The sequence below is a fragment of the uncultured Campylobacter sp. genome, from assembly GCF_938045625.1.
Lineage (GTDB): Bacteria > Campylobacterota > Campylobacteria > Campylobacterales > Campylobacteraceae > Campylobacter_A.
Genome location: NZ_CALIAV010000063.1, coordinates 1 through 22,413 on the forward strand (window position 1 = coordinate 1; position 22,413 = coordinate 22,413).

General features: G+C 45.4%; 16 protein-coding genes. 2 read left to right on the plus strand and 14 right to left on the minus strand.

What is annotated here, in order from left to right; translation table 11 throughout:
* Positions 1-375 precede the first annotated feature (375 nt).
* The gene (locus Q0386_RS06670; RefSeq protein ID WP_299028849.1) at positions 376-738 is read right to left on the minus strand and encodes a DUF488 domain-containing protein; all 363 of its coding nucleotides are present in this window, start codon (positions 736-738) and stop codon (positions 376-378) included.
* Positions 739-1,004: 266 nt separating this feature from the next.
* Here Q0386_RS06670 and Q0386_RS06675 point away from each other — a divergent pair, with 266 nt between their 5' ends.
* Positions 1,005-4,412, plus strand: coding sequence for a DUF748 domain-containing protein (locus Q0386_RS06675; RefSeq protein WP_299028852.1), 3,408 nt, complete (start codon positions 1,005-1,007; stop codon positions 4,410-4,412).
* Positions 4,413-4,876: 464 nt separating this feature from the next.
* Positions 4,877-5,806 carry a ribose-phosphate pyrophosphokinase gene (locus tag Q0386_RS06680; RefSeq protein ID WP_295143990.1) on the plus strand — a complete coding sequence of 310 codons (930 nt, stop codon included), beginning with the start codon at positions 4,877-4,879 and terminating at the stop codon, positions 5,804-5,806.
* Between the two features lie 500 nt (positions 5,807-6,306).
* Here the strand turns inward: Q0386_RS06680 and Q0386_RS06685 are convergent, their stop codons facing one another.
* The 13 genes from Q0386_RS06685 to Q0386_RS06745 all read right to left on the minus strand — a co-directional run.
* Positions 6,307-6,810, minus strand: coding sequence for a YqhA family protein (locus Q0386_RS06685; RefSeq protein ID WP_299028856.1), 504 nt, complete (start codon positions 6,808-6,810; stop codon positions 6,307-6,309).
* Between the two features lie 101 nt (positions 6,811-6,911).
* The gene (locus Q0386_RS06690) at positions 6,912-10,766 is read right to left on the minus strand and encodes a hypothetical protein (RefSeq protein ID WP_299028859.1); all 3,855 of its coding nucleotides are present in this window, start codon (positions 10,764-10,766) and stop codon (positions 6,912-6,914) included.
* Positions 10,767-11,248: 482 nt separating this feature from the next.
* Positions 11,249-12,274, minus strand: coding sequence for an aspartate-semialdehyde dehydrogenase (locus Q0386_RS06695; protein ID WP_299028862.1), 1,026 nt, complete (start codon positions 12,272-12,274; stop codon positions 11,249-11,251).
* 318 nt (positions 12,275-12,592) lie between these two features.
* The gene (locus Q0386_RS06700) at positions 12,593-13,762 is read right to left on the minus strand and encodes a sigma-54 dependent transcriptional regulator (RefSeq protein WP_299028865.1); all 1,170 of its coding nucleotides are present in this window, start codon (positions 13,760-13,762) and stop codon (positions 12,593-12,595) included.
* A 3-nt stretch (positions 13,763-13,765) separates the two neighbouring features.
* Positions 13,766-14,164, minus strand: coding sequence for a hypothetical protein (locus Q0386_RS06705; RefSeq protein WP_299028868.1), 399 nt, complete (start codon positions 14,162-14,164; stop codon positions 13,766-13,768).
* Positions 14,140-14,646 (minus strand): LPP20 family lipoprotein, encoded by a 507-nt coding sequence (locus Q0386_RS06710; RefSeq protein ID WP_004321130.1) that lies wholly within the window; start codon positions 14,644-14,646, stop codon positions 14,140-14,142. The genes Q0386_RS06705 and Q0386_RS06710 overlap by 25 nt, the downstream gene beginning before the upstream one ends.
* Positions 14,647-14,719: 73 nt before the next feature.
* Positions 14,720-17,341: a DNA gyrase subunit A gene (gene gyrA / locus Q0386_RS06715; protein WP_299028872.1), complete on the minus strand. Its 2,622-nt coding sequence runs from the start codon at positions 17,339-17,341 to the stop codon at positions 14,720-14,722.
* Positions 17,342-17,526: 185 nt separating this feature from the next.
* Complete coding sequence (locus tag Q0386_RS06720; protein WP_299028875.1) at positions 17,527-18,099, minus strand: ComF family protein; 573 nt, start codon at positions 18,097-18,099, stop codon at positions 17,527-17,529.
* Positions 18,099-18,659, minus strand: coding sequence for a YajG family lipoprotein (locus tag Q0386_RS06725; protein ID WP_299028878.1), 561 nt, complete (start codon positions 18,657-18,659; stop codon positions 18,099-18,101). Before Q0386_RS06725 ends, Q0386_RS06720 begins: the two co-directional genes overlap by 1 nt.
* 9 nt (positions 18,660-18,668) lie before the next feature.
* The gene (locus Q0386_RS06730; protein WP_299028880.1) at positions 18,669-19,358 is read right to left on the minus strand and encodes a hypothetical protein; all 690 of its coding nucleotides are present in this window, start codon (positions 19,356-19,358) and stop codon (positions 18,669-18,671) included.
* A 284-nt stretch (positions 19,359-19,642) separates the two neighbouring features.
* Positions 19,643-21,433, minus strand: a complete 1,791-nt coding sequence (gene lepA / locus Q0386_RS06735) for a translation elongation factor 4 (protein ID WP_299028882.1) — start codon at positions 21,431-21,433, stop codon at positions 19,643-19,645.
* A 160-nt stretch (positions 21,434-21,593) separates the two neighbouring features.
* Positions 21,594-21,833, minus strand: coding sequence for a transporter (locus Q0386_RS06740; RefSeq protein ID WP_299028884.1), 240 nt, complete (start codon positions 21,831-21,833; stop codon positions 21,594-21,596).
* A 266-nt stretch (positions 21,834-22,099) separates the two neighbouring features.
* On the minus strand, positions 22,100-22,413 hold a 314-nt coding region (locus Q0386_RS06745), incomplete at its 5' end, for a cation transporter dimerization domain-containing protein (RefSeq protein WP_299028886.1).

Consider the following 22,413-nt stretch of genomic DNA (forward strand, 5'->3'; position numbering starts at 1 on the left):
ACGCTACGTAAAGCTGAGCTACTTGCGCTTGAGTTACTGCCATTGAGGACTCCTTGTTTAGTTACGGTTATAGGTTTAACGTTTTAAATACGATTTACGAGTTTAAAAAATAAGCCCGACTAGGCTTAATTCGCGGGTAGATTGCGACGCCTAATTGGGTCTAGTTTTGGGATAAAATTTACTGCACCGAAATTATGATCGCTCAAATCTAAACGCAGCAAAAGATACACTTATCTTTAGGCTTTAGCGATTAAATCGCAAATCTTAATTTTAATGATATTTATAAATTTAACTAGATGCTATAAACTTAAAATCGATTTAAAAAGTTGGGGGATTATAGCGAAAAAATATGAAAAATAAAAGGTAAATTAAATTTTACTCCCTGAGTAGTTCTAAAAGTACCGCAACGTGGCTTAAATTTATATCTTTAGTCGCGGTTAATAGAGCGATTTTGCCGTGCTTTTTTTCTAGAATTTTTAGCTCGTTCAGTCCTGCCGTCGCCTCTTTATCGGCTAGTTCGGTCTTAAATTTAACTTTAAATTTCTCAAATCTAGCCTCTTTGTCCTCATGAAACCAAGACCTAAGCTCGTTTGACGGAGTAACCGACTTTAGCCATAAAAACGAGCAAAATATCTCCTTTTTCACTCCGCGAGGATAGAGTCTATCGATAAATACGCCGTAAAAATCGCTATTTTCATCGCCTTTTACAAAATCGTAAATTCTGAAAGCCTGAAACATTTTTACTCCCTGGTTTGACAAATTTGATTCCGAATTTTACAGTAAAATCGCTATTTTATCGACTAGATTTTAAATTATCTCCGTAGTTTACGGGTGCCAAGTTTTGTCAAAAAGAAATCATACGCCGCATTTGATTTTTTTATTTGTATCAAATTTCGGCTTTAATTTTCTAAGAAACGGCGTTAATTTTTCGTATGAATTTGCCAAAATAACCGCTCTTTAATCAAAATCCTTGTAAAATTCGCCAAAAAAATCGAGGCAAATTTATGCAAAAAAGTAAAAAAATCGCTCTTATTATCCTAGGCTCGCTCGCGGGCTTGTTGCTTATCTACACGCTTGCGGGCTTTTTAGGCGTTCCTTACGCGCTAAAAAATACCTTGCCCGCAAAGCTAAAGGATATGAACGCGAGCCTTAGCGTGGCGGAGGCTAAATTTAATCCGTTTACCTTCGAGCTAAACGTCACGCGCCCTGAGTTAAACACGACCGCGCCGCTTTTTAGCGCGGAGCAAATCGACGTCAAGCTTAAGCCTTTTTCGCTATTTAACAAGCTTGCGGAGGTCGATATCTTGCGCCTTGAGAGCCCTAGCGTAAATATCGCTAGAGATAAAAACGGCACGCTAAATTTAGCTACTTTTTTAGGCGAGTCAAACGCGACTAGCACCGAAAATAACGAAACTAGCAGCATAAATTTCGCCCTAAACAGCACAAAGATAATCGGCGGCTCGTTTGCCTACTCGGACGAGAGTTTAAAACAGCCGTTTAGCGCCAAATTTGAGGGCATAAACTACGAAATCTCAGGCATAAATACCGAGCAAAATAGCGCGGGCAAGCATGTCTTTGACGCAAACTCCACGCTAGCGCAAAAGCTGGACTGGCAGGGCGGCATCGACCTCGCGCCGCTTCGCGTTTACGGCGAGCTTAGCCTAAAGGACTTTAACGTCCGCCCCGTCGCTCTTAGCTTCATAGACACGCAAGATCTGCGCATAAACAGTGCGCTTATAAACGCGAAAACTATCTACGAACTAAGCGCGGACGGCGGCGTTATCAAGGCTGCTTTAAAAAACGCCGCATTAAATTTAAAGTCGTTTGAAGCGCAACTTGATGGGCAAAATTTGAGCCTAGAGGAGCTTGATCTGCCCGCCATCGAGATAAATGCCGACGTTAGCGAAAAAAGAAGCTTTGCGGCCGATATTAGTGAGATAAAATTTAAAAATACGAGCTTTAAAGGCGAGGCGCAGGCAAATTTAAACAGGCTAAATTTAAGCGGCGTCGCGCTTAAGGCCGATATAAACGAAAAAGGCGATATAAACGCCTCCGCAGCGCTCAAAGCCCTAGGCGTTAGCGGGATAAATTTGACCGAAAAAAGCGTCGGCGAGATAAAGCTAAAAGACGCGAACGCAAGCGAGCTGGATGCCAAAATAAACGGGCAAAATATCGCAGCTGGCCTAAAAAATTTGACACTTAACGTCGCCTCCGCCCCGATCGGTAAAAACAGTGCGGCAAGCCTAGAAAAGCTCATCATAAACGCGCCTAAATTTACGCTGGAAAATAACGCCAGCACCGCTTCTATCGGCGAGATAAAAGCTCAAAAAATCGCGCTAAAAACAAAAAATAAAGAGCTCGCTACTATCGCTGAAATCGGCGTGAAGGACGCGGATATAGACCTAGCTAAAACGGCACTTCGCATCGAAAGCGTCAGCATAAATAAACCTAAATTTGCAACCGATATAAAAGAAAACGGCGAACTTAGCGCTATTAGCGAGCTTGGTTTAAACAGCGAAAAAACCGCCGCCAAAACAAAAGCAAAAAGCAAAACCGAAAACGCGAAAAAACCTGCCAAATCTCAAAAAACGGCCAAAAAAAGCAATGCCGGCAAAAATAAAAAACCCGAGCAAAAAAGCGCTCAAGATGCAAAGAGCGGATTTAAATTTAGCGTCAAAAACGTCGCCGTTACGGGTGCGGATATAGGTATAACCCATATCTTTGAGGGGCAAAAGATAGCGCACAAATTTGACGGGCTAAATGTAAATTTACAAAATATTAGCGAAAATTTAACTGCGCCCGTGACCGCTAAAATCGACATGAAAAGCTCGCAAAAGCTAAATTTGGCTCTTAAGGGTAAAATCACGCCAGAGCCCCTAAGTATCGAAGCCGATATAAAACTAAACGATGCAAATCTGCCTCGCTACTTCGTTTATGCTAAAAACTATCTGGACGCGAGCCTAAAAAGCGGCGAGCTAAATGCCGAACTAAACGTAAAATACGCCGCAGATGCCTCCGTAAGCGGCAAGGCAAACGTCGCAAACATCGAACTTGCGGACGGCTCTGGCGATAAGGTTTTTGCCTTTAAAAACCTCAAACTATCTAAAATTTCGTTTGCGAAAAATTTCTTAAATTTAGAGCGCGTGACTCTTAGTGCGCCGTTTTTAAAGATGCACCTAAATAAAGAGCGCGAATTTAACCTAAGTCGCCTCGTGAAAAAGAGCGAGAGCGAAAACGCGCAAAAAGCGGACGCAAAACAAACCGCTTCTAAAAACGAAAAGCCCGTAGAGGCCGCAAAACAGCAGAAAAAAGAGGGCGAGTTTGACTTCGCTATCAAAAATATCCTCGTAGAAAACGGCGATGTAGACTTCTCCGACGCGTCGCTATTTATGCCGTTTGCGACTAAGATCACCAAGCTAGAAGGCGTGCTGATGGATATCGACAGCACACGCCCGACGATGGGTACGTTTGAGGGCGTGGTCGGCAAGAGCGGCTTTAGCAAGATCGGGCTCAAGCTACTGCCGTACGACCCGAAAAAGAGCACGGAAGTCAAATTTAGCTTTAAAGATATCGATCTAGTCGATGTCACGCCTTATAGCGGGCAGTTTTTGGGCTACAAGATAGAAAAAGGCAAGCTAAATTTGACCCTAAACTACGATGTTAAGGACTCTAAGCTAAACGGTAGCAATGTCGTAAATCTAGACACGCTAACGCTTGGCGAAAAGGTCGAGTCAAAAGACGCGGTAAACCTGCCCCTATCGCTTGCTATCTCGATCCTGAGCGATCAAAACAATCAGATAAACATCGATCTGCCGGTGACGGGCGATCTAAACGACCCAGACTTTAAATACGGCGGTATCGTCTGGGAAGCCGTAAAGAAGCTATTTGCCGACATCACGCTGGCCCCGTTTAGATTTTTGGGTAATATGCTAGGGCTAAGTAGCCAGGATCTAAACACTATCGACTTTATGCCCGCAAACGCCGAGCTCATCGTATCTGAACAGGCTAAGATAGCCGACTTTATCAAGCTAACGACGGCAAAGCCTAAGATGAAGCTAAGCATCACTCCGGCCTACTCGGACGTGGACGTAACGGCTCTAAAAAACGCGAAACTAAACGAAAAAATAAGCCAAACGATGAATCAAACCGGTAAAGACTACGCAGGAGCGCTCGCATCGCTAGCTCCAAAAGAAAAAAGTACCGACGAAAAGGCGCTGAGAGAAGTTGCACTAAAAGGCATCGAGGTGAAAAAAGAGCAGCTGCTGGAACTTGCTAACGCAAGAGCTCAGGCTATCAAGGCGGCCCTAGCGCAGGCGGGACTGGCCGAGGATAGGATGACTGTCAAAAAGCCTGAAAAAACGGACGTCAAGCAGGGCGAATACTCAAGCGTGATGATGGGCGTGGCGGACTAAATTTGCGTAGCCGCGGCCTTTGTCGTATGGTTTTGCTTGATTTTGAGTTCGTAATCGTTTATCCGCTTTGCTTACGCCAAAAGCATCTTGCGGATAAATTTGCAAATTTTACTCGCCCAGACCCGCACTGCGAAAATGCTAAAATTTGATTTAGTCAAATTTGACGCCAAGCTCTAGCGAGGCTTAAATTTCGCGTTTTCAGGATTGCAGTTTTTAAGGCCAAATTTAACGCGAGATAAATTCGCTATATTTTAAAACTAGTGATAAAATTTGACTCAAAAATAGCTCTGTTAAAACAGTCGGCGCCGTATAATTTTTAAAAAGATTATTTCGTCGGCAACCCGAACTATCACGTCAAAAGCTCAAATTTGAGCCGATAAAAGATAAAATTTATCCGCAAAAATCTACGAATTTAAGTTTTAGTTCGGTAAAATTGGGCAAAAATTTCACAAAGGCAAATCGTTATGAGAGGTTACAAAATCTTTTCGGGCACCGCAAACGTAGAGTTTTCAAAGAAAATTTCGCATTATTTATCGCTTCCGCTTAGCGAAGCTACGATCAAACGCTTTAGCGACGGCGAGATCAGCGTGCAGATCGGCGAGAGCGTGCGTGGCAAGGATATTTTTATCATCCAGCCTACCTGCGCGCCTGCAAACGTAAATTTGATGGAGCTTTTGATCCTAACCGACGCGCTTAAGCGCAGCTCGGCTAGCTCGATAACGGCTGTGGTGCCGTATTTCGGTTACGCGCGCCAAGACCGCAAGGCCGCTCCTCGCGTGCCTATCACGGCAAAGCTCGTGGCAAACATGATGCAAACGGCGGGCATCGACCGCGTTGTCACGATCGACCTTCATGCGGGTCAAATTCAGGGCTTTTTCGACATCCCGGTCGATAACCTCTATGGCTCGATCATCTTTAACGACCATATCAAAAACAAAAATCTCAAAAATCCTATCATCGCTAGCCCCGATATCGGTGGCGTCGCGCGCGCTAGAAGCGTCGCAAAAGCTCTAAATCTCGACATCGTCATCGTCGATAAACGCCGCGAAAAAGCCAACGAAAGCGAAGTAATGAATGTAATCGGCGACGTAGCAGGCAAGGACGTGATACTAGTCGATGATATGATCGACACGGGCGGCACTATAGTAAAGGCGGCAAAAGTCTTTAAAGAGCGCGGCGCAACCTCGGTAATAGCGTGTTGCACGCATGCGGTGCTTTCCGGCAAAGCCTACGAAAACCTCGCAGATAGCGCGCTAGACGAGCTGGTAGTAACCGACACGATACCGCTACGCGAGGAAAACGAAAAGATAAAAGTTCTCAGCGTCGCACCGATTTTTGGCGAAGTGATCAGACGCGTGTATCACAACGAGAGCGTAAATTCGCTATTTGATTGATTTTATGCGGCTCTCCGGCCGCTAGTTTTGATAAAATTTACCCCTTTACGGCGCATGTGACGAGTCTGCGCCGTTTTTAAATTTACGGCTATTTTTTGAAACATAAAATTTAGCTCCCGATTTACAACCTGAAAATTCAAATCAATTTTGGTTTATGCCGTAAAGATGCGGGTAATGCCGCACAAATTTGGCTGCGTAAAATTTGCTCAAAAAAGACCGAAATTAAACGTAACTTTTCACGTTTTTTTCACAGAGTGAAAAGTGAAATAATTTATATCATTTATGCTTATCTTGTAATCCTAAATTTAATCTCTAAAGCCCTTGAAATCGGCATTTGTCGATAAAATAGAACTTAAATTCATATAGCTTTAAATTTGGGGAAATTTTGAAATAAAACTTAATGCAAAAAGGTAAAATCCAAGAGTTATTCACATGTAGCACGGCGGTAAAATTTGAATTAAAATTTAAAAGCGAGCCCGAAGCCAGGCTCGCAAAAAGCTTCAGTGCGTGCCTTTGTGTAGGAAATAAAGCCCCAAACAAAGCGCTAAAATCGAGGCGGCGAGATAGGTCATCTCAAGCGGAGTGGTGAAATTTGCGTGCAAAACGCGCTGGAAAAAGTTAACGATAAGCACCATGATGATGACTTTGCCCAGTTTGTCCTTGAGCTCGTCGAGCGAGTGTACCTCGAGGACTTTGCTCTGTTTGGACTGCTTGAGCTCCTCGATCTCGGAGATAAACAGCTCGTAAATGCCGAAGCTAAAGATGTAAAGCACGAGAGCCATGAGATAAAGGTCGATCGCGCCCACGATCTCGCCGACGACGTCGGAGTGGAAGTTCTCGGGGTGAAAATCACCGAAAAAGTAGTGATAAACGGCGACGAAAACCTTACCTACGTCGTAGCTGGCGATGACAAAAAGCACGATAGCACCGAGCAAGCCAAAGACCACGGGCAGGAGCGTGAAGTTGTTGCTAAAGAGCAGGATTTTTTCAAAAGCTCTACGCATTAATTTCCTTTGTTGAAAAATAAAACGCGTATTTTATAATATTTTCCTTAAAGATTAGGCTCATAAACTAGCAAAGATAACCGGAGCTAAAAAGTAAAAATTTAATCGTATTCTTCATAAATATCTCTTTTTTCTTCCATTTCCGCTTCTTTTGTATATTGCTCGGCAAACTTGCGCATAGCTGCTGCAAATCTAGTAAAACCTTCCGCATCAAGGTCTTCGGCTTTTTCTTGATTCTGCTTAGCAAGCTCTCGCTCTTCCCGCCCGTAAGTAAAAGTATGTATTCCGCGTCGATTAAAAAGTGTGAGCGTGAATTCGGGGCGTATTTTGTCGGCATCCCGCTCATCTAAAATATCGGCCACGGCCTTATGTATCCAAAGCCCGCCCGGATCAGCAGGCGCGTAGGTTAAACTTTGTCCGATATAGTGCCTAGCAACTCCTATATGCCCCGTCTCTTCGGTGATCCTTTTGGCTTCTTTGACCCACTCTTTAAATGCATTTTCGTCGAATTTTCCATCTTCTTTAACTCCCGGACAATGTTTCCATTCATATAAAATATCGTAGGCATTTTGGGCCAGATAGCGTTTATTTTCATCTATTTCTTTAGTATTGTCGCTTTTGTCATGCTTGGACCGAAAGGCAAGAGCAATCATATCGGCAAAGAATTGCGGATCAGAAGCGAGTTTTTTCTCGATTGTAGTAGGAGATTTTTCTCTAGAAAATCTTTTTATCCAAGGAAAGAACTTAAATTCGATTTTAAGCATCACGTCTTGATCAATCGTTTTTGATTTTTGAAGACGCTTAATTAGTTTAACTACGTCATAGTCCACATGGCTATAGTTAATAAGTTCTTGCGTGCCGCTTTCGCTATTAAGAGCAGAAATAAGCGAACGAACCGCTAGGGCTTCATTAAACTCGTCTTTATTTTCCTCATGAGCAGCGCAGATAACGGCTGCGCCTTCGCGCCCATGCGTAAGCAATTTTTCGGTTGCTTCATTTAGATAGCCGTCTGATTCATAAGGATTAACTCTGATATTTTTCCAGTACAGACCCTCGCTATTTTCTCCTAAATATTTAGAAACCGTTTCCCATACCTCTTCATTAAAAGGCAAAAGCAGTAGAAATTTAGCGCGTTGCTCTAAAGACCAATCTTTTTGCATAATCATATCAACCCAATCAATGCCGATTTTATAAAATTTGATCCGTGCATACCCGCTTAAAACCTGCTTTTCAACTTTATCATCTGAATCAAGAAATGTTGGCAATAGTTCATTTTCAATCAAATCATATTCTATCTCGCCCAAAGCTCGACCTACATCAAGCGGCGAAGCTACTTTTTTGGCAAAATTTATGCACTTTATCAAACCTCCACTGTTCAAAATTTCTTTTATGGCGGAATTGCGTTTTTTAGCGAGTTTTTCTATTTGTTTGTCATAGCTATCATCTTCGTCCAACAACTCAAAAACTACGCCATTAAATAAATAACGATATTTTATTTCCGGCGAAGATGGCGCAATACTATCGGCTATGTTTTTGATTTTGCAAAGTTCTTCTTCGGGCAATGCCCAGTTAGTATCAGAAAATTTTCTATGGCGACGCACAATCTCATCAAGTTTTTCCCAAACTAAATCGCGCTTTTCTTCGGGCAAATTTATTATGCTATCTGACAAGCAATAATCAAGAATAAAATCGTATGCATTTTTGGGTAAATTTGAAAGCCTTTCTATAAGCTCGATAAATTTATCCACGTCTTCTTTTGCCAAATCAATCACAAGTTCGGACAGCGCGGTAATTTGCTCCAAATATTCATATTGAAATACGCCATCCTTCCAATCTAAAGGTATAAAATCTCGCCAAATAGGACGGTAGTTTCCGCTTGTAGTGTGGCAACCTTCCGGAAGCAACTCTAGCAGCAGGGACCATCCGATTTTGGGTTGATTTTTTATCACGGCTTTGATCGCCGCTTTTCTTTTATCAAATTTTGCGGCAGTTTGCACATGCCAAGGTAAAAATATATTCACAAGCGATCTTATAGGACGATTTGCCCAAGATCCGCCGGGATCGATAGAGGCAAGATCCGCCAAGACAACCGCTACTCTTGATAAATAATCAGGAGACCATGCTAACCCTTCAAGAGCCCATAACAGGTCGCACATATAATTACGACCTTCGATTCCGCCTCCTTCTTGTTCAAATATTTCATGAAAAGGGGAATTCGAAATATCAACTAATGCCGACTCTACAGCATCAAGAAATTCGCTGGGCGCCGCCTCTGCCAAAAGCGGCAGGCAAGCATCTGTACTCGCCCATCGTTCCCAATCCGCCCCATCAAGCAATGTGCGCACAATAAAATTTACAGTGTTTAAAGCCTCATTGCAAGAGCAGTTACTAAGCGCTTGAGGGCGACTACCCATCAAAGCAAGCGTTTGAGAAATTCCTTTTCTAATATTTTGCGAATAGTTTAATTGTTTTCCATAAATGCTAGCGGCGTATCGTTCTTCCTTTGGCAGATCAAGCGCTGGATCCCTTTCTTCTAAAACTGAAATCGCTATATTTTTAAAGCGAGCTAGATCATCATTTGAGATCAAGTCTCCAAGGGCATCCCACGCCTCATCACGAGAAATAACTTTCCATTTTCCCTCTATCAAAGTAAGCGGAGAGTCTGGACGCAGAGCATCAACTATAAATTTTTCCATCCATTCTTTATAACTTTTGCCGATAAATTTTTCTATAATTTTAACGTCCGCTTCGTTTCTCTCGTCCCAACGACCTATTAAGCAGGCTTTTGCCAATTCGCGAACAGTATTTCGTTTCGCATACGACGGCGCAGCGACTCCTACGAGATATCTCATAAGTGCAGATAGCCTCCTATTTCCTATTTTAGCAAATTCATCTGCAAGAACATCTGGGAACTGCGCTTTCGTCAGTATCTCTTTGATCTGATATGATGGAGGACTTTTAAGGTCTATAACATCGTCATTGCCGTTTGATGAGGCATCGCAAAACGGCACGATCACTCCATGCCCTTTTTCTATGGCTAACGCAAGTAAATTTTGTTGTTCATCATCCAAGCCTAGCCTTGGGCTAGCAACCAATACATGTGATCGTCGCAACTCGGATATCGCTTGCCATGTATCTTTATCTTTTATAAAAAGACACCTATCTGCATATTTTTGCGCCTTTTCTTTTTCAAGCGTCATAAGGTAAGCCGCTACAAAATCATCTACATCGTTTTCACTCTCAGCAATAATAAAAAGCTTTTTGGCTTTGCCCAAAAAGATACTCTCAAGCGCACTACAAGCTTTATCGCGAGAAGATATAAAAAGCTCGGGCGGAAGAGCCAGCCCATTAAATTGCGACTGGATCAAGTTGTAATTTTTAAATTTAGATTGAGTTAAATTCCAGTGCTCAAGCGGCGTTATAATGCCACTTGAATTTGGCAAAATTCCTATTTTAGCAGCTATCCACCTACCAGTAGCTGGAAATTCTCTAAGCCAATCCGCTAGCTTTACTCCATCTATTATTATAATTCGCTTCCATCCTTTGCCTTGCTGCCTTTTGATCCAAGCCCTCTGTTTTGGCTCATCCCAACCATTTGCTTCGGCCGAACGCGGAGTAGCGAAGACAAAAGTGGAATTTGCTCGCTCTTCATCGCTTAACTCTTCGGTTCTTTTTTGAAAGTCGCTACTTGCCTTTTCTTGGGGATCTTTTCCAGTGCCTATTTCCCAATAGGATTTCCCTGAAGGAACAAATTCTAAAAATCCGGTCTTGCAATCTACAACGCCGTCCATACCGGGTTGATTTACGGCATCGCCGTAAGGTATGCGACATTCGCTTATATCGGATACAGATTGTTTGATAAGTAGATAAACAAGCTCCGGAATTATTCCCTGGCTTTCACGCGTATCTGCGTATTGTGCCAAATCGCTAGGAGTTACAATGCTTGTATATTTCATAATTCAAGTATCCTTTTTTAACGGCATTTTATATATTTTTAGCTTTATTTCACAAATTTAAAATATATAGGTAAAGCAAATGATTAGCGATTTAACAAAAATTACTTTCTAAAATTTTTAAATAAATTGTGCTTTAATATAGCATGGCAATTTTAAGACCTATTTGTAACTGTTTATCGTAAAGATGCGGGTAAATGTATATGTGAAATTTACAAAAGATCGTGTGTAGATCAAAAAATTAATACGACAAAAACACGGTTTTATTTTCTAAAATAATCAAAATTTAGCCTGAAAATCCAAGCTTTGCAAGGCTTTGACAAGAGGGCTAAAAACTAGCCCTCCGTACAAAAACCTATACTAAATTTATACTAAAGTAAGAAAAACGTAAATTAAGACAAAATTTAGCCGAATCTACGCCAAGTCAAGTCAAGTCGCGCCCACCAAACTAAAGCGCAAATTCGGCAAATTTAACAAAATGCGGGTTACTCCTGCATCTCTATCCATTTTTGCGCGATTCTTACGGCATTGGTCGCTGCTCCCACGCGGATCTGGTCGGCGCTGCACCATAGATGTAGGACGTTTTTGCGGTAGTTATCCGTGCGGATGCGTCCGACGTATGTTTCGTTAGTGTCGCTTGAGATGCTTGGCATCGGGTATTTTTTTGCGGCGGGCTCATCCACGACTACGATGCTAGGCGCCTTGCGCAGGACTTCGCGCGCAGCTGCAGCGTCCACGTCTCTATCAAAATGAATCGTGATAGCCTCTGAGTGGCTGCGAAGCACCGGCACGCGCACGCAGGTCGCGCTCACTTCCATATTTTTGTGGAGGATTTTTTGGGTCTCATTGACCATTTTCATCTCCTCTTTTGTGTAGTCGTTGTCCAAAAATACGTCAATATGCGGGATGACGTTAAAGGCTAGCTGGTGCGCGAAGACTTTTGGCTCACACTCATCAAGCTTAAACTCGAAAAACTTTTGTAGCTGCGTGACTAGCTCCTCCATACCCTCTTTGCCCGCGCCCGAAGCCGCCTGATAGGTCGAGACGTCCACGCGGTTGATGCCGTACGCGTCGTCTAACGGTTTTAAAATTTGCACCATTTGGATGGTCGAGCAGTTTGGATTGGCGATGATGCCGCGGTTTTTCCACTGCGCGATGTCCTGCGGATTGCACTCAGGCACGACTAGCGGCACGTCCGCATCCATCCTAAAGTGGCTGGTGTTGTCGATGACGACGGCGCCGCTGGCGGCTGCAAATTTGGCGTATTTTTCCGATACCGATCCGCCTGCGCTAAAAAACGCTATATCGATCTCATGCTCGTCAAAAACGGTCTCGGTGAGCTCCACGACTTTGTGATTTTTGCCTTTAAACTCTATCTGGGTGCCTGCGCTTTTCGCGCTTGCTAGTGGTAGTAGCTCGCCCACCGGGAAATCCACCTCCTCCATGACGCGGAAAAGTTCCTCTCCGACTGCGCCGGTCGCGCCTACGACGGCAACGTTAAATTTTCTCATTTTTGGCTCCTTTTTATTTTTGGCTTTTTATTTTTCGGTTGGCAAAGCCGCCCTGCGACAAACCTATTTGGCTTGACACAACGTTAAAGATTTATCGGACTTCACGGACTAAATTTAGGTTTTGGCATAAAGCTAATCGCAACCGCTCTTACCCATTAAATTTAACTCAAATTTGCAGTCAAATTTAACTTCTTTCAGATTCAAATTTACCGCACAAATTTGACGAGTCGCACGCCGCATTTTCAGCGTCGCCGCCTCGGCCGACTAAATTTAAACTAAAATTTTGCTTATTTTACTCGCGTAAAGCTTAAATTAAAGCTATTTTCTACTGCGAGCTTGCAAAAAAAGATCGCCCGGTTGTATCTCCTCGCCTTCGCTAAGAATCGCTGCTCGCTGCACGACGGAGATAAGCTCGCGGATATTGCCTGGAAAATCGTAGTTTTCTAACTCTTTTACCGCCGCTTCGGAAAAGCTTTTTGTGCCGAGATTAAACTCCTCGCAGCTTTGCCTTAAAAAGCGCTCGGCTATAGGCAGGATCTCCTCTTTGCGCTCTCTTAGCGGCGGGATGGCGACCGGCACAGTGTTTAGGCGGTAGAACAGATCCTCTCTAAATTTACCCTCGCTAATCATCGCAGGCAAGTTTGCATTCGTCGCGGATACGATACGAACGTCGATCTTGACGCTTTTTGTGGCGCCAAGGCGCGTGATCTCGCGCTCCTGGATCGCGCGCAGGAGTTTTGGCTGCAGATTTAGCGGCATCTCGCCGATCTCGTCTAAAAACAGCGTGCCGCCGCTTGCTAGCTCAAACTGCCCCTTTTTCATCGCCGAAGCGTCGGTAAATGCGCCTTTTTCAAAGCCGAAAAGCTCGCTTTCTATCAAATTTTCGGGGATCGCGGCCATGTTTATCGCGATAAACGGCCCGTCTTTGCGCGGCGAGTTTTTGTGGATAAATTTAGCAAAAAGCTCTTTGCCCACGCCGCTTTCGCCCATTAACATCGCCGAAGCGTCAGTTTTGGCGACTCGCGAGGCTAAATTTAGTGCGTTGGCAAGAGCTGGCGAGCTAGCGACGAAATCGGTCGAATCGGCCTGTAAATTTGACCCGTTTTGCGCGGCTTTTAGACTTGCTGCAGGCAGTTTACGGCGTAAAATTTCGACCCTTTTTATCGCCTCATACAGTGTTTGTGCGTCAAATGGCTTCGTTAGGAAGTCTTTGACGCCCAGGCGCACGCTCTCGATGGCTTTGTTTAGCGTCGCGTTGCCCGTCATTATGATGACGTCAAATTTGCCCTCCAGGCGTTTGATGAACTCCAGCCCGTCCATCTGAGGCATGTTGATGTCGGTGATGATGAGATCGACGTCCTCGCCCATTTTCTTAAGCGCCTCGACCGCGCTTTTATAGCTTTTGATTTTTAGATCGTCGTATTCGCCAAGCGCGATCTCTAGGGACTTGCGCATATTTATGTCGTCTTCTACTATTACGATGTTCATCTTTTACTCTTTGTTTTTAAATACGTTTATGATAGCCGAAGAGGGCTTAAATTTCACCGTAAATCGCACGGGAAACAGCGTGAGATCGGTTGCGGAGTTCATATTTTTGTTGCGTTGGACGAAGCGGTCTTCGACCTTAAATTTGTAAGGCAAAAAGCACTCGAAAAGCTCGTTTTTATGTAGATTTAAAAACTCTAGCGAGCTTTGCGCAGGCTGCTTTGGGGCGTCTATTTCGCATAGATACTCATACTCTAGCTCGCTTAGAACCATTGCTTTTGAAAGTGCGATATCGTCGTAAACGACGGTGTGATTTTTAGTGGAGATTTTGGCCCAGAGGATAAACTCCTCCGAGCCGTAAAGAAGCGCCGCAACGGCAATCAGTAAGCAAAAATTTCTTGCCACTTGCTTTGATCTATTTTCATTTCCATTCTGACGCGGTAGAGCCCGTCTTTAAAGTCGTGCTCGACGATGGAAGCATTTTTGATAAGGCCTGCTACTTGAGCCGTGATGGTCGAGTCTCTAAGCATCGCGTCTCTAACCGTATCTTTGGAGTTTATCTTGACTCCGTATAGCTTCTCGGCTAGCTGTCTGTGCGCATCTGCGATGGCAGCGCGTTTAGCTAGGGCTAGCGATTGTGCGTGAGAGACGGTGTTGGTTGGAGCGATACCCTCGCCTACGGCGCCAAATACCGCATCGGCCGGTTCGATATCGTATATCATCTTTTCTTGTTTCATCACGCTTCTGATGTCTTCTTTATCGACCTTTTGGATGACGATGTCTTGCTTTGCCGATGTTGCGTCGTCGGAGGCAAAAGGGTTGTTAAAAGAGCAACCACTCGTCAAAAATACTACTGCGCCTAAAACCGCGAATGTAATTTTTTTCATTCTTGAACCTTTAAATTTAGTTGTTTTTTTGTTTGCAAATTTACTAGCAAATTGTATTCCAAAAACACTAAATTCATTCTAAATTTTCTAGCGTCTCTTCGCCGCTCTCATCCTCGCCATCATCAGCTTTAGGACACTTGGCGATACTGACTACGTCGTCGCCGTCCACATTTACGACGATGACGCCGCTGGTGTTTCGGCCGGCTTTGCGGATGCTTTGCATATCGACGCGTATCATCTTGCCGCTTGAGGTTAGAGCCATCAGATCTTGTTCGTCATCGACCATTACGACGCCAATTAGATCGCCTGTACGATTCGTTAGCTTCATGCAGATTACGCCCTTGCCGCCGCGATTCGTTAGGCGGTATTCGTCTGCGGTGGTGCGTTTGCCGATACCTTTTTGAGATATGCTTAGCACCTCTTGATCGTTGTTTTCGATGACGGCTGCGCCTACGACCTCGTCGCCGGCTTCTTTAAATTTAATACCCGTCACGCCGCGAGCCGTTCTGCCCATCTGGCGGACTTTGCTAAGTTTAAATTTGAGGCACATGCCCTTTTTGGTTACGATAAATAGCATTTTTTCGCTATCGTCGCTTCCTTCGGCTGCGTTTTCGTCGTTTTCTTCGCTATTTTCCTCGTCGATCTGAGCTTCTATCGCCTCTATCTCGTTTATCTCGGTCTCTACGCCAAGCTCGTCGATTATATTTATCGGCTCTTCTTCGCCCTCGACGATGAGAGCGGTCACTAGCTCGTCGTTCTCGTCCAGGTTAATAGCGCGAACGCCGATAGAGCGGATGTTTTTAAATTCGCTCAAATTCGTGCGTTTTACGATGCCGTTTTTAGTGAAAAACGCGAGCGACTTGCTTTCGGCAAAATCAGTCGTCGGGATGATCGCCTTGATCTTTTCGTCAGGTTGTAGTTGGATGAGATTTACTACCGCTTTGCCTTTTGCCGTGCGGCTTCCTTCAGGTATCTTATAGACTTTGAGCCAGTAGAGCTGTCCGCGATCAGTCACGAACATCAGCGTATCGTGAGTGTTGCTCGTAAAGAAACTCTCGATGAAGTCGTCGTCGTATGTAGTTACCGCGACCTTGCCTTTGCCGCCGCGTTTTTGCTTCTCGTACTGCTTGCTCGGCACGCGCTTGATGTAGCCTCTGTGCGTGATGGTTACGACCATGTTTTCGTTAGGGATGAGGTCCTCGATGTCGATATCGTCGTAGTCATCCACGATCTCGGTGATACGCGGCACTTTAAATTTATTTTTTATCTCAAGTAGCTCGTCTTTGATTAGTTTTTCTAGCAATGTTTCGCTCTTTAAAATTTCATCAAGGCGCGCGATCTCGGCCATCAGCTCGGCTAGCTCGGCCTCTAGTTTTTCGCGCTCTAAACCCGTTAGCTTGCTTAGCCTCATATCAAGGATCGCGTTTGCTTGTAGCTCGCTAAGGCCGAATTTCGCTACCAAGCCCTCGCGAGCGCTAGGCGTATCGGCGCTATTTTTGATGAGCTCGATCACCTCGTCGATATTATCCAGCGCGATCTTTAGACCCTCTAAAATATGCGCTCTAGCTCTGGCTTTTTCCAGGTCAAATATCGTGCGGCGGATGATGACGGTTTTTCTGTGATTTAAAAATAGCTTCAAAAGCTCGATTAGGTTAAATACCTTCGGCTCTTTGTTGTTTATCGCGAGCATTATGACGCCAAAGGTACTCTCCATCGTCGTGGATTTAAAGAGATTGTTTAGTACGATATCGCTCATCGCGTCGCGTTTTAGCTCGATGACGACGCGGATGCCGTCCTTATCGGACTCGTCGCGCACCTCGCTGATGCCTTCGATCTGTTTTTCTTTGACCAGCTCGGCGATTTGCTCAATGAGACGGGCTTTGTTCGTCTGATACGGCAGCTCGTCTACCACGATGACGTCTTTGTTCGGCTTTTTTTCGATATGGGTTTTGGCGCGTAGTTTTACGCGGCCGCGTCCCGTGCGGTAGGCCTCGATGATGCCTTTTTTGCCAAATATTATCCCGCCCGTCGGAAAATCAGGCCCTTTTATATACTGCATCACCTCTTCTAGCGTCGCGTTTTTATTTTCAAGCACGAGCAAAAGCCCGTCTATTAGCTCGTCGAGGCTGTGCGGCGGGATATTCGTCGCCATACCGACGGCGATACCGCTAGAGCCGTTTAGCAGCAAATTTGGTACGCGGCTAGGTAGGACGTCTGGCTCAGTCTCTCTGTCGTCGTAGTTTGGGATAAAATCAACCGTGTCCTTTTCGATATCGCGTAATATTTCTTCGGTTAGATTCGTCATCCTAGCTTCGGTATAACGCTCCGCTGCAGCACCGTCGCCGTCGATGGAGCCGAAGTTTCCTTGACCGTCGACAGTCGGATAGCGCATGGAAAATTTCTGAGCCATACGCACGAGCGCATCGTAGATGGCAAGATTGCCGTGCGGATGATATTTACCCATAGTCTCGCCAACAATACGCGCGGATTTCATATACGGGCTACGACTGCCGACTCCTAGGTTGTTCATCGCGTATAGGATACGTCTATGAACGGGCTTTAGGCCGTCTCTGACATCAGGCAGGGCGCGACCGACGATGACGCTCATCGAGTAGTCGAGGTAGCTCGTTTTTATCGACTCTTCGATGTCGACGGCTTGGATGTCTTGATTTTGATTGAGTAGATTTTCTTCCATTTTTATCCTTAAAATTTACTTGCCGATTTTAGCTTAAATTTGATAAAAACTTGCTAAATAGATATGTTTTATGGCGACTTAATGAGGTTAAATTTGACCGAAATTTGGGGATGTTTGAGAATTTTGCTTTGCTAGCTTTAAAATGCTAAATTTGAGTCCGCATTTTGCCTTGATTGAGTCAAATTTTAATACCTCGCATCGGCAAGCGTTAGTGCAAAAAGCACCTCGCAGCCGGCTTTTTGCAGCGTCCGTCTAGCTTCGTCTATCGTAGTGCCCGTCGTCACGATATCGTCTATCAAGATAACGGGATGTTTAGGCGTTTTTAAAAGTCTAAAATTTCGTGGATTTTTTAGGCGAAAGGCGAGATCCTTGCCGTGGTAGCTGACGTTTGAGCCCGCGTGCAAGCAAGCATAAAGCGGATGGATTTCCGCACTTTTTAACGCGCGAGCTAGGATCGCCGTATGCGAGTAGCCGCTGGCGGTTTTGTCGTCGATGGGCACGGCATTTACCGGCGAGCCAAAGCTAAATTTGCGCGCAAAAATCTTAAAACTCAAATTTGTAAGTGCGCCGTAGACGAAAGAGCCGTGAAATAGGTGCTTTGAGTGGAGTAAATTTTTAACTTCGGAGTAGTCAAAAAAGCTGTAAATTTTAAAATCGCCGTCCAAAACGCGCGTCCTTGCGGGCGAGGAGAGCAGGTGATTTTTGCAAATTTGACATATCACGCCTAGGCTCAAATGCCCGCAGTTAGCGCATCTCATCAGCTTTTTAGGATTTGGATCGCCGCGCGTTTTACGATGTCTTGTAGTAGCTCGTCAAAAAAGCTCTTAAACGCACCGCTCGTGTGGATCGGGGCAAATTTAGTCTGCTCCTGCGAGACGTTTTTGGTGATGGTCTGATCGCCTCTGTGCACCGTTATCGCAAGCTTTGCCGAGCCTTTTAGATTGTCCGTGGAGTAGCCGCTTAGATTGGCTTTAAGTTCGACGATCCTCACGTCCACGACGATATCGCCAAAGTCGCTCAAATTTGCTCCCAGACGCTTTAGCTCGGTGCTAAGGCCGTCTTGCAGCCAGCTCTCTATGCTGTTTTGCAGCGTGACGTATTCTTTGACGTTGCCGTTGCTACCCGTGATCGTGGCGACGATGCTTTTGTTTGCGCGAGCGTCCTCGATGCTATTTATTTGGATATTTTTTTGGTAGCCCATCTGGTTTGAGGTTGATTGATACGGGGTCAAATTTAACACCGAGCTGCGCTGCGAACATCCGCTCATGACCGCAGCAAAAAGCGCGGCGACAAGGGCGTAAAAAGCTAATTTTTTCATATTTTTCCTTTATAGTTTTGATATCTCTTCGGCGACTTTGTTGGCGGCTTGTTTAACGAGAAGGTAAACGTAGAGGTTAAAATCCTCCGTGTCCTCGGCCTCGAGCTTACGTACGTCTTGTCTGGTGGAGATGTTTAGCACGCGGGTTTTGTTTATGTTTTTGACGCCTAGCTTGCCTTTCATCGCCGCGCTTAGATACTGCGACGGCTCGCTATACGACGCTGCATAGTCGGTAAACGCAAAATCCACGCGGTAGGTGTACGGCGAGGTCTGGCTATCCACGACCATGATGCCGCGGTTTAACAGCTCGTCTTGTAAGAAAAGATGAAAAAGCCTCTCAAGACGCTCTTTTGGATAGAGCATTTTCGCGCTGTTTTTGGAGATAAATTTTATGCCGCTATCAGTAGCTCTTTCGTCGGCTATTTTGTGGATATAGACTTTTTTGATGGCCGCGTTAGTGTCGATCCTGCTTTGAGCGATGCAGCATTTTATCGCCACGTCACTGGTGTAGTCCGTGCCGTTTATCTTGATGTCCTGACCGCCGCTAGCACACGAGGAACAGTCTGCTTTGATACGCATCACCTCTTTGTAGCCTTTTGCGTTGCCTTCGCTAGTTTGAGCGACCTGTGGCGAGCTCTCGAACAGCCCGAAACATCCCGCAAAAAGAAACGCCGCAAATAAAAGTATAAAATTTTTCATAAAAAATCCTTTCGTAAATTTTACATCGTGCAAGCAAAATTCTATCCAAATTTGAGATGAATTTCCAAATTTGCGTAAAATTTGAAGGAAATTGGAAATTCGTATAAATTTTATTAAATTTGATTTTTGAAATTTTAAAGTGGAGATGGCGTCAAATTTAGCATTTTTGCGGTGCGGGTTCGGGCCAGTAAAATTTGCAAATTTGAGCTCAAATTTGACCGTGAGACAATAAAAAGCGGCCGCGAGCGTAGCGAATAACTCCGCAAAACGCTCGCAAGACGCCGCTAGTCTATTTTTAAAACGCTTAAAAACGCTTCTTGCGGCAAATTTACCTTGCCGATAGCTTTCATGCGCTTTTTGCCCTCTTTTTGCTTTTCAAGCAACTTTCTCTTACGCGTGATGTCGCCGCCGTAGCACTTGGCGGTTACGTTTTTGCCCATCGATTTTACCGTTTCACGCGCGATGACTTTGTTGCCGATGCTGGCTTGAATAGCCACCTCAAAGAGCTGGCGCGGCACGATCTCTTTCATCGCTTTGACGAAGTCGCGCCCCTTGGACTGGGCTTTGGACTCTGGCACGATGATGGAGAGAGCGTCCACGGTCTCGCCTGCTACCTTGATATCAAGCTTCACCAGGTCGCCCACGCGGTAGTCGCTAGGCTCGTAGTCAAAGCTCGCGTAGCCTTTGGTACTCGATTTTAGCTTGTCGTAAAAGTCCATCACGATCTCGTTCATCGGGATGTCGTACTCGAGTAGCACGCGCTCTGGCGTGATGTAGTCCATCTTGGTCTGCACGGCGCGGCGGTTGTTTAACAGCGTGATGATATTGCCCAAAAACTCGCTTGGCGTGATGATCGTGGCTTTGACGTAGGGCTCTTTGATATGCTCGATTTTATTGACCGGCGGGAGCTGGCTAGGGTTTTGGATACGTAAAATTTGACCGTCGGTTTGCACGACTTCGTAGGTTACGGTCGGAGCCGTGGCGATGAGGTCGAGGTCAAATTCGCGCTCCAAGCGCTCCTTGATAACCTCCATGTGCAGCAGCCCCAAAAATCCGACGCGAAAGCCAAATCCTAGTGCGACCGAGGTTTCCGGCTCGTAGCTGATCGAGCTGTCGTTTAGCTTTAGTTTATCCAGAGCGTCTCGCAAGTCTTCAAATTTATCCGTTTCGATCGGGTAAAGTCCCGCAAATACGAACGGTTTAGCCCGCTCAAAGCCCCCGACGGGCTCTTTTACGGGATTACGAGCCAGCGTGATCGTGTCGCCCACCTGCACGTCGCTCACGTTTTTTAGCCCCAGCACCACGATGCCGACCTCGCCCGCGCCCAAATTTGCCGTTTTTATCGGCGCGATCGGGTTTGGATACATGAGGTCTAGTACGATGTGTTTTTTGCCTGTGCCCATGACTAGGATCTCGTCGTTTTTCTTTAGCTCGCCGTCGTAGACGCGCACGAGTGCCAGCGCGCCTAGGTAGTTGTCAAACCAGCTGTCGTAGATGAGCGTTTTTAGCGGTTTTTCCGCCTCTCCGCCGGGAGCAGGGATACGCGTGATGATGGCTTCTAGCAGATCTTTGATGCCGATGCCGCTTTTAGCGCTAACCTCGACCGCGCCGCTACAGTCAAGCCCTATAACGTGCTCGATCTCGTTTTTTACGCGCTCCGGGTCTGCTGCGGGGAGGTCGATTTTGTTTATGACGGGGATGATTTCGAGGTTGTTTTCTAGCGCGATATAGACGTTTGCGATGGTCTGCGCCTCTACGCCCTGGCTAGCGTCCACGACGAGCAGCGCGCCCTCGCAGCTAGCTAAGGAGCGGCTCACCTCGTAGCTAAAATCCACGTGGCCCGGTGTGTCGATCAAATTTAGGACGAAATTTTGCCCGCCAAGCGCGTAGTTTAGGCGTACGGACTGGGCCTTAATCGTGATGCCACGCTCTTTTTCGATGTCCATCGTATCCATGATTTGACTGCTCATCTCGCGGTCGCTGACGGCACCGCACTCCTGGATCAGGCGGTCGGCAAGCGTTGATTTGCCGTGGTCGATATGAGCGATGATGCTAAAATTTCTGATATTTTTCATGAAATCCCTAGTTAAATTTTGGGCGATTGTATAAAAATTTTCGTTAAAGTAGAGTAAATTTATGTTTTATTAAGTTGACAGGCTTAAATTTGACGGGCGGAGGGCGAATTTTCGGCGGGGGGATTTGGGGTAAATTTGACGCAGGTTTTGCCCGTAAAATTTAACGTAAATTTTGAAATTTTTTACGTGCGCCGCAGATAACGACGCAAAGCGAATATAAAAAACAGATATATGCCGCAAGCGGGACAAAAGCGAGAAATCCCGAAGCATAAACTAGAGCGATTAGGGCGTATGTCGCGTTTGCGAGTGCGGGTATATGATATGTCCAAAGCTCAGGCTTTTCAAAAGGGGTATCGACAGCGTTGAAATACAAAGCCAAATTTAGCGCTAGTAATAGCAAAAATATATAATCCTTTTTCATAAAAGAAAAAGCGGCGCAAACCAAGGCTACCGCGAAATTTAGTGCGATAAGAAAACCTATATAATTACCGTCCCCAAGGGCGCAAAGCAGGCCGAAAATCACGACTAGTATATATTTTTTCTCTAAATTTGCCACTTTTATAAAAATGCGTCAATTTAAATTTTAGCAAAAAATTATTCGTTTCGGGCTACGGATTTGATTTGATATGCCAGATCGCAAAATTTCGCCCCAAATTTGCCCAAATTTTAATGACTATGCCCCAAATGCCCGCCCGCGTCGTTTGACCTTACTTCGCAGATTAGCTCGTCAGCGCATTCGTTGTCGCTGCTCTCAAGCTGCAGCGTCGTGTGCGTGATGCCCAGATGCTCCATTTCGTGCGATATTTCGGACATGATCCGCTCCGCCTCGCGCACGCTCAGCTCGCCGCTGACCACAATGTGAGCCGTAAGCGCGTTTGCACCGCTAGTGATACTCCAGATATGCAGGTCGTGCACCGAGAGCACACCGTCCACGCCCCTGATCTGCGCGACGAGCGCGTCTAGGCTCACGCCCTTTGGCG

What these genes read in the sequence shown, in the direction of transcription:
- gyrA (WP_299028872.1), bottom strand. Translation starts at nt 17,341, where the DNA reads ATGGAAGAAAATCTACTCAATCAAAATCAAGACATCCAAGCCGTCGAC.
- Q0386_RS06700 (WP_299028865.1), bottom strand. Translation starts at nt 13,762, where the DNA reads ATGAACATCGTAATAGTAGAAGACGACATAAATATGCGCAAGTCCCTA.
- Q0386_RS06695 (WP_299028862.1), bottom strand. Translation starts at nt 12,274, where the DNA reads ATGAGAAAATTTAACGTTGCCGTCGTAGGCGCGACCGGCGCAGTCGGA.
- Q0386_RS06720 (WP_299028875.1), bottom strand. Translation starts at nt 18,099, where the DNA reads ATGAGATGCGCTAACTGCGGGCATTTGAGCCTAGGCGTGATATGTCAA.
- Q0386_RS06690 (WP_299028859.1), bottom strand. Translation starts at nt 10,766, where the DNA reads ATGAAATATACAAGCATTGTAACTCCTAGCGATTTGGCACAATACGCA.
- Q0386_RS06675 (WP_299028852.1), top strand. Translation starts at nt 1,005, where the DNA reads ATGCAAAAAAGTAAAAAAATCGCTCTTATTATCCTAGGCTCGCTCGCG.
- Q0386_RS06680 (WP_295143990.1), top strand. Translation starts at nt 4,877, where the DNA reads ATGAGAGGTTACAAAATCTTTTCGGGCACCGCAAACGTAGAGTTTTCA.
- lepA (WP_299028882.1), bottom strand. Translation starts at nt 21,433, where the DNA reads ATGAAAAATATCAGAAATTTTAGCATCATCGCTCATATCGACCACGGC.
- Q0386_RS06725 (WP_299028878.1), bottom strand. Translation starts at nt 18,659, where the DNA reads ATGAAAAAATTAGCTTTTTACGCCCTTGTCGCCGCGCTTTTTGCTGCG.
- Q0386_RS06710 (WP_004321130.1), bottom strand. Translation starts at nt 14,646, where the DNA reads ATGAAAAAAATTACATTCGCGGTTTTAGGCGCAGTAGTATTTTTGACG.
- Q0386_RS06685 (WP_299028856.1), bottom strand. Translation starts at nt 6,810, where the DNA reads ATGCGTAGAGCTTTTGAAAAAATCCTGCTCTTTAGCAACAACTTCACG.
- Q0386_RS06730 (WP_299028880.1), bottom strand. Translation starts at nt 19,358, where the DNA reads ATGAAAAATTTTATACTTTTATTTGCGGCGTTTCTTTTTGCGGGATGT.
- Q0386_RS06670 (WP_299028849.1), bottom strand. Translation starts at nt 738, where the DNA reads ATGTTTCAGGCTTTCAGAATTTACGATTTTGTAAAAGGCGATGAAAAT.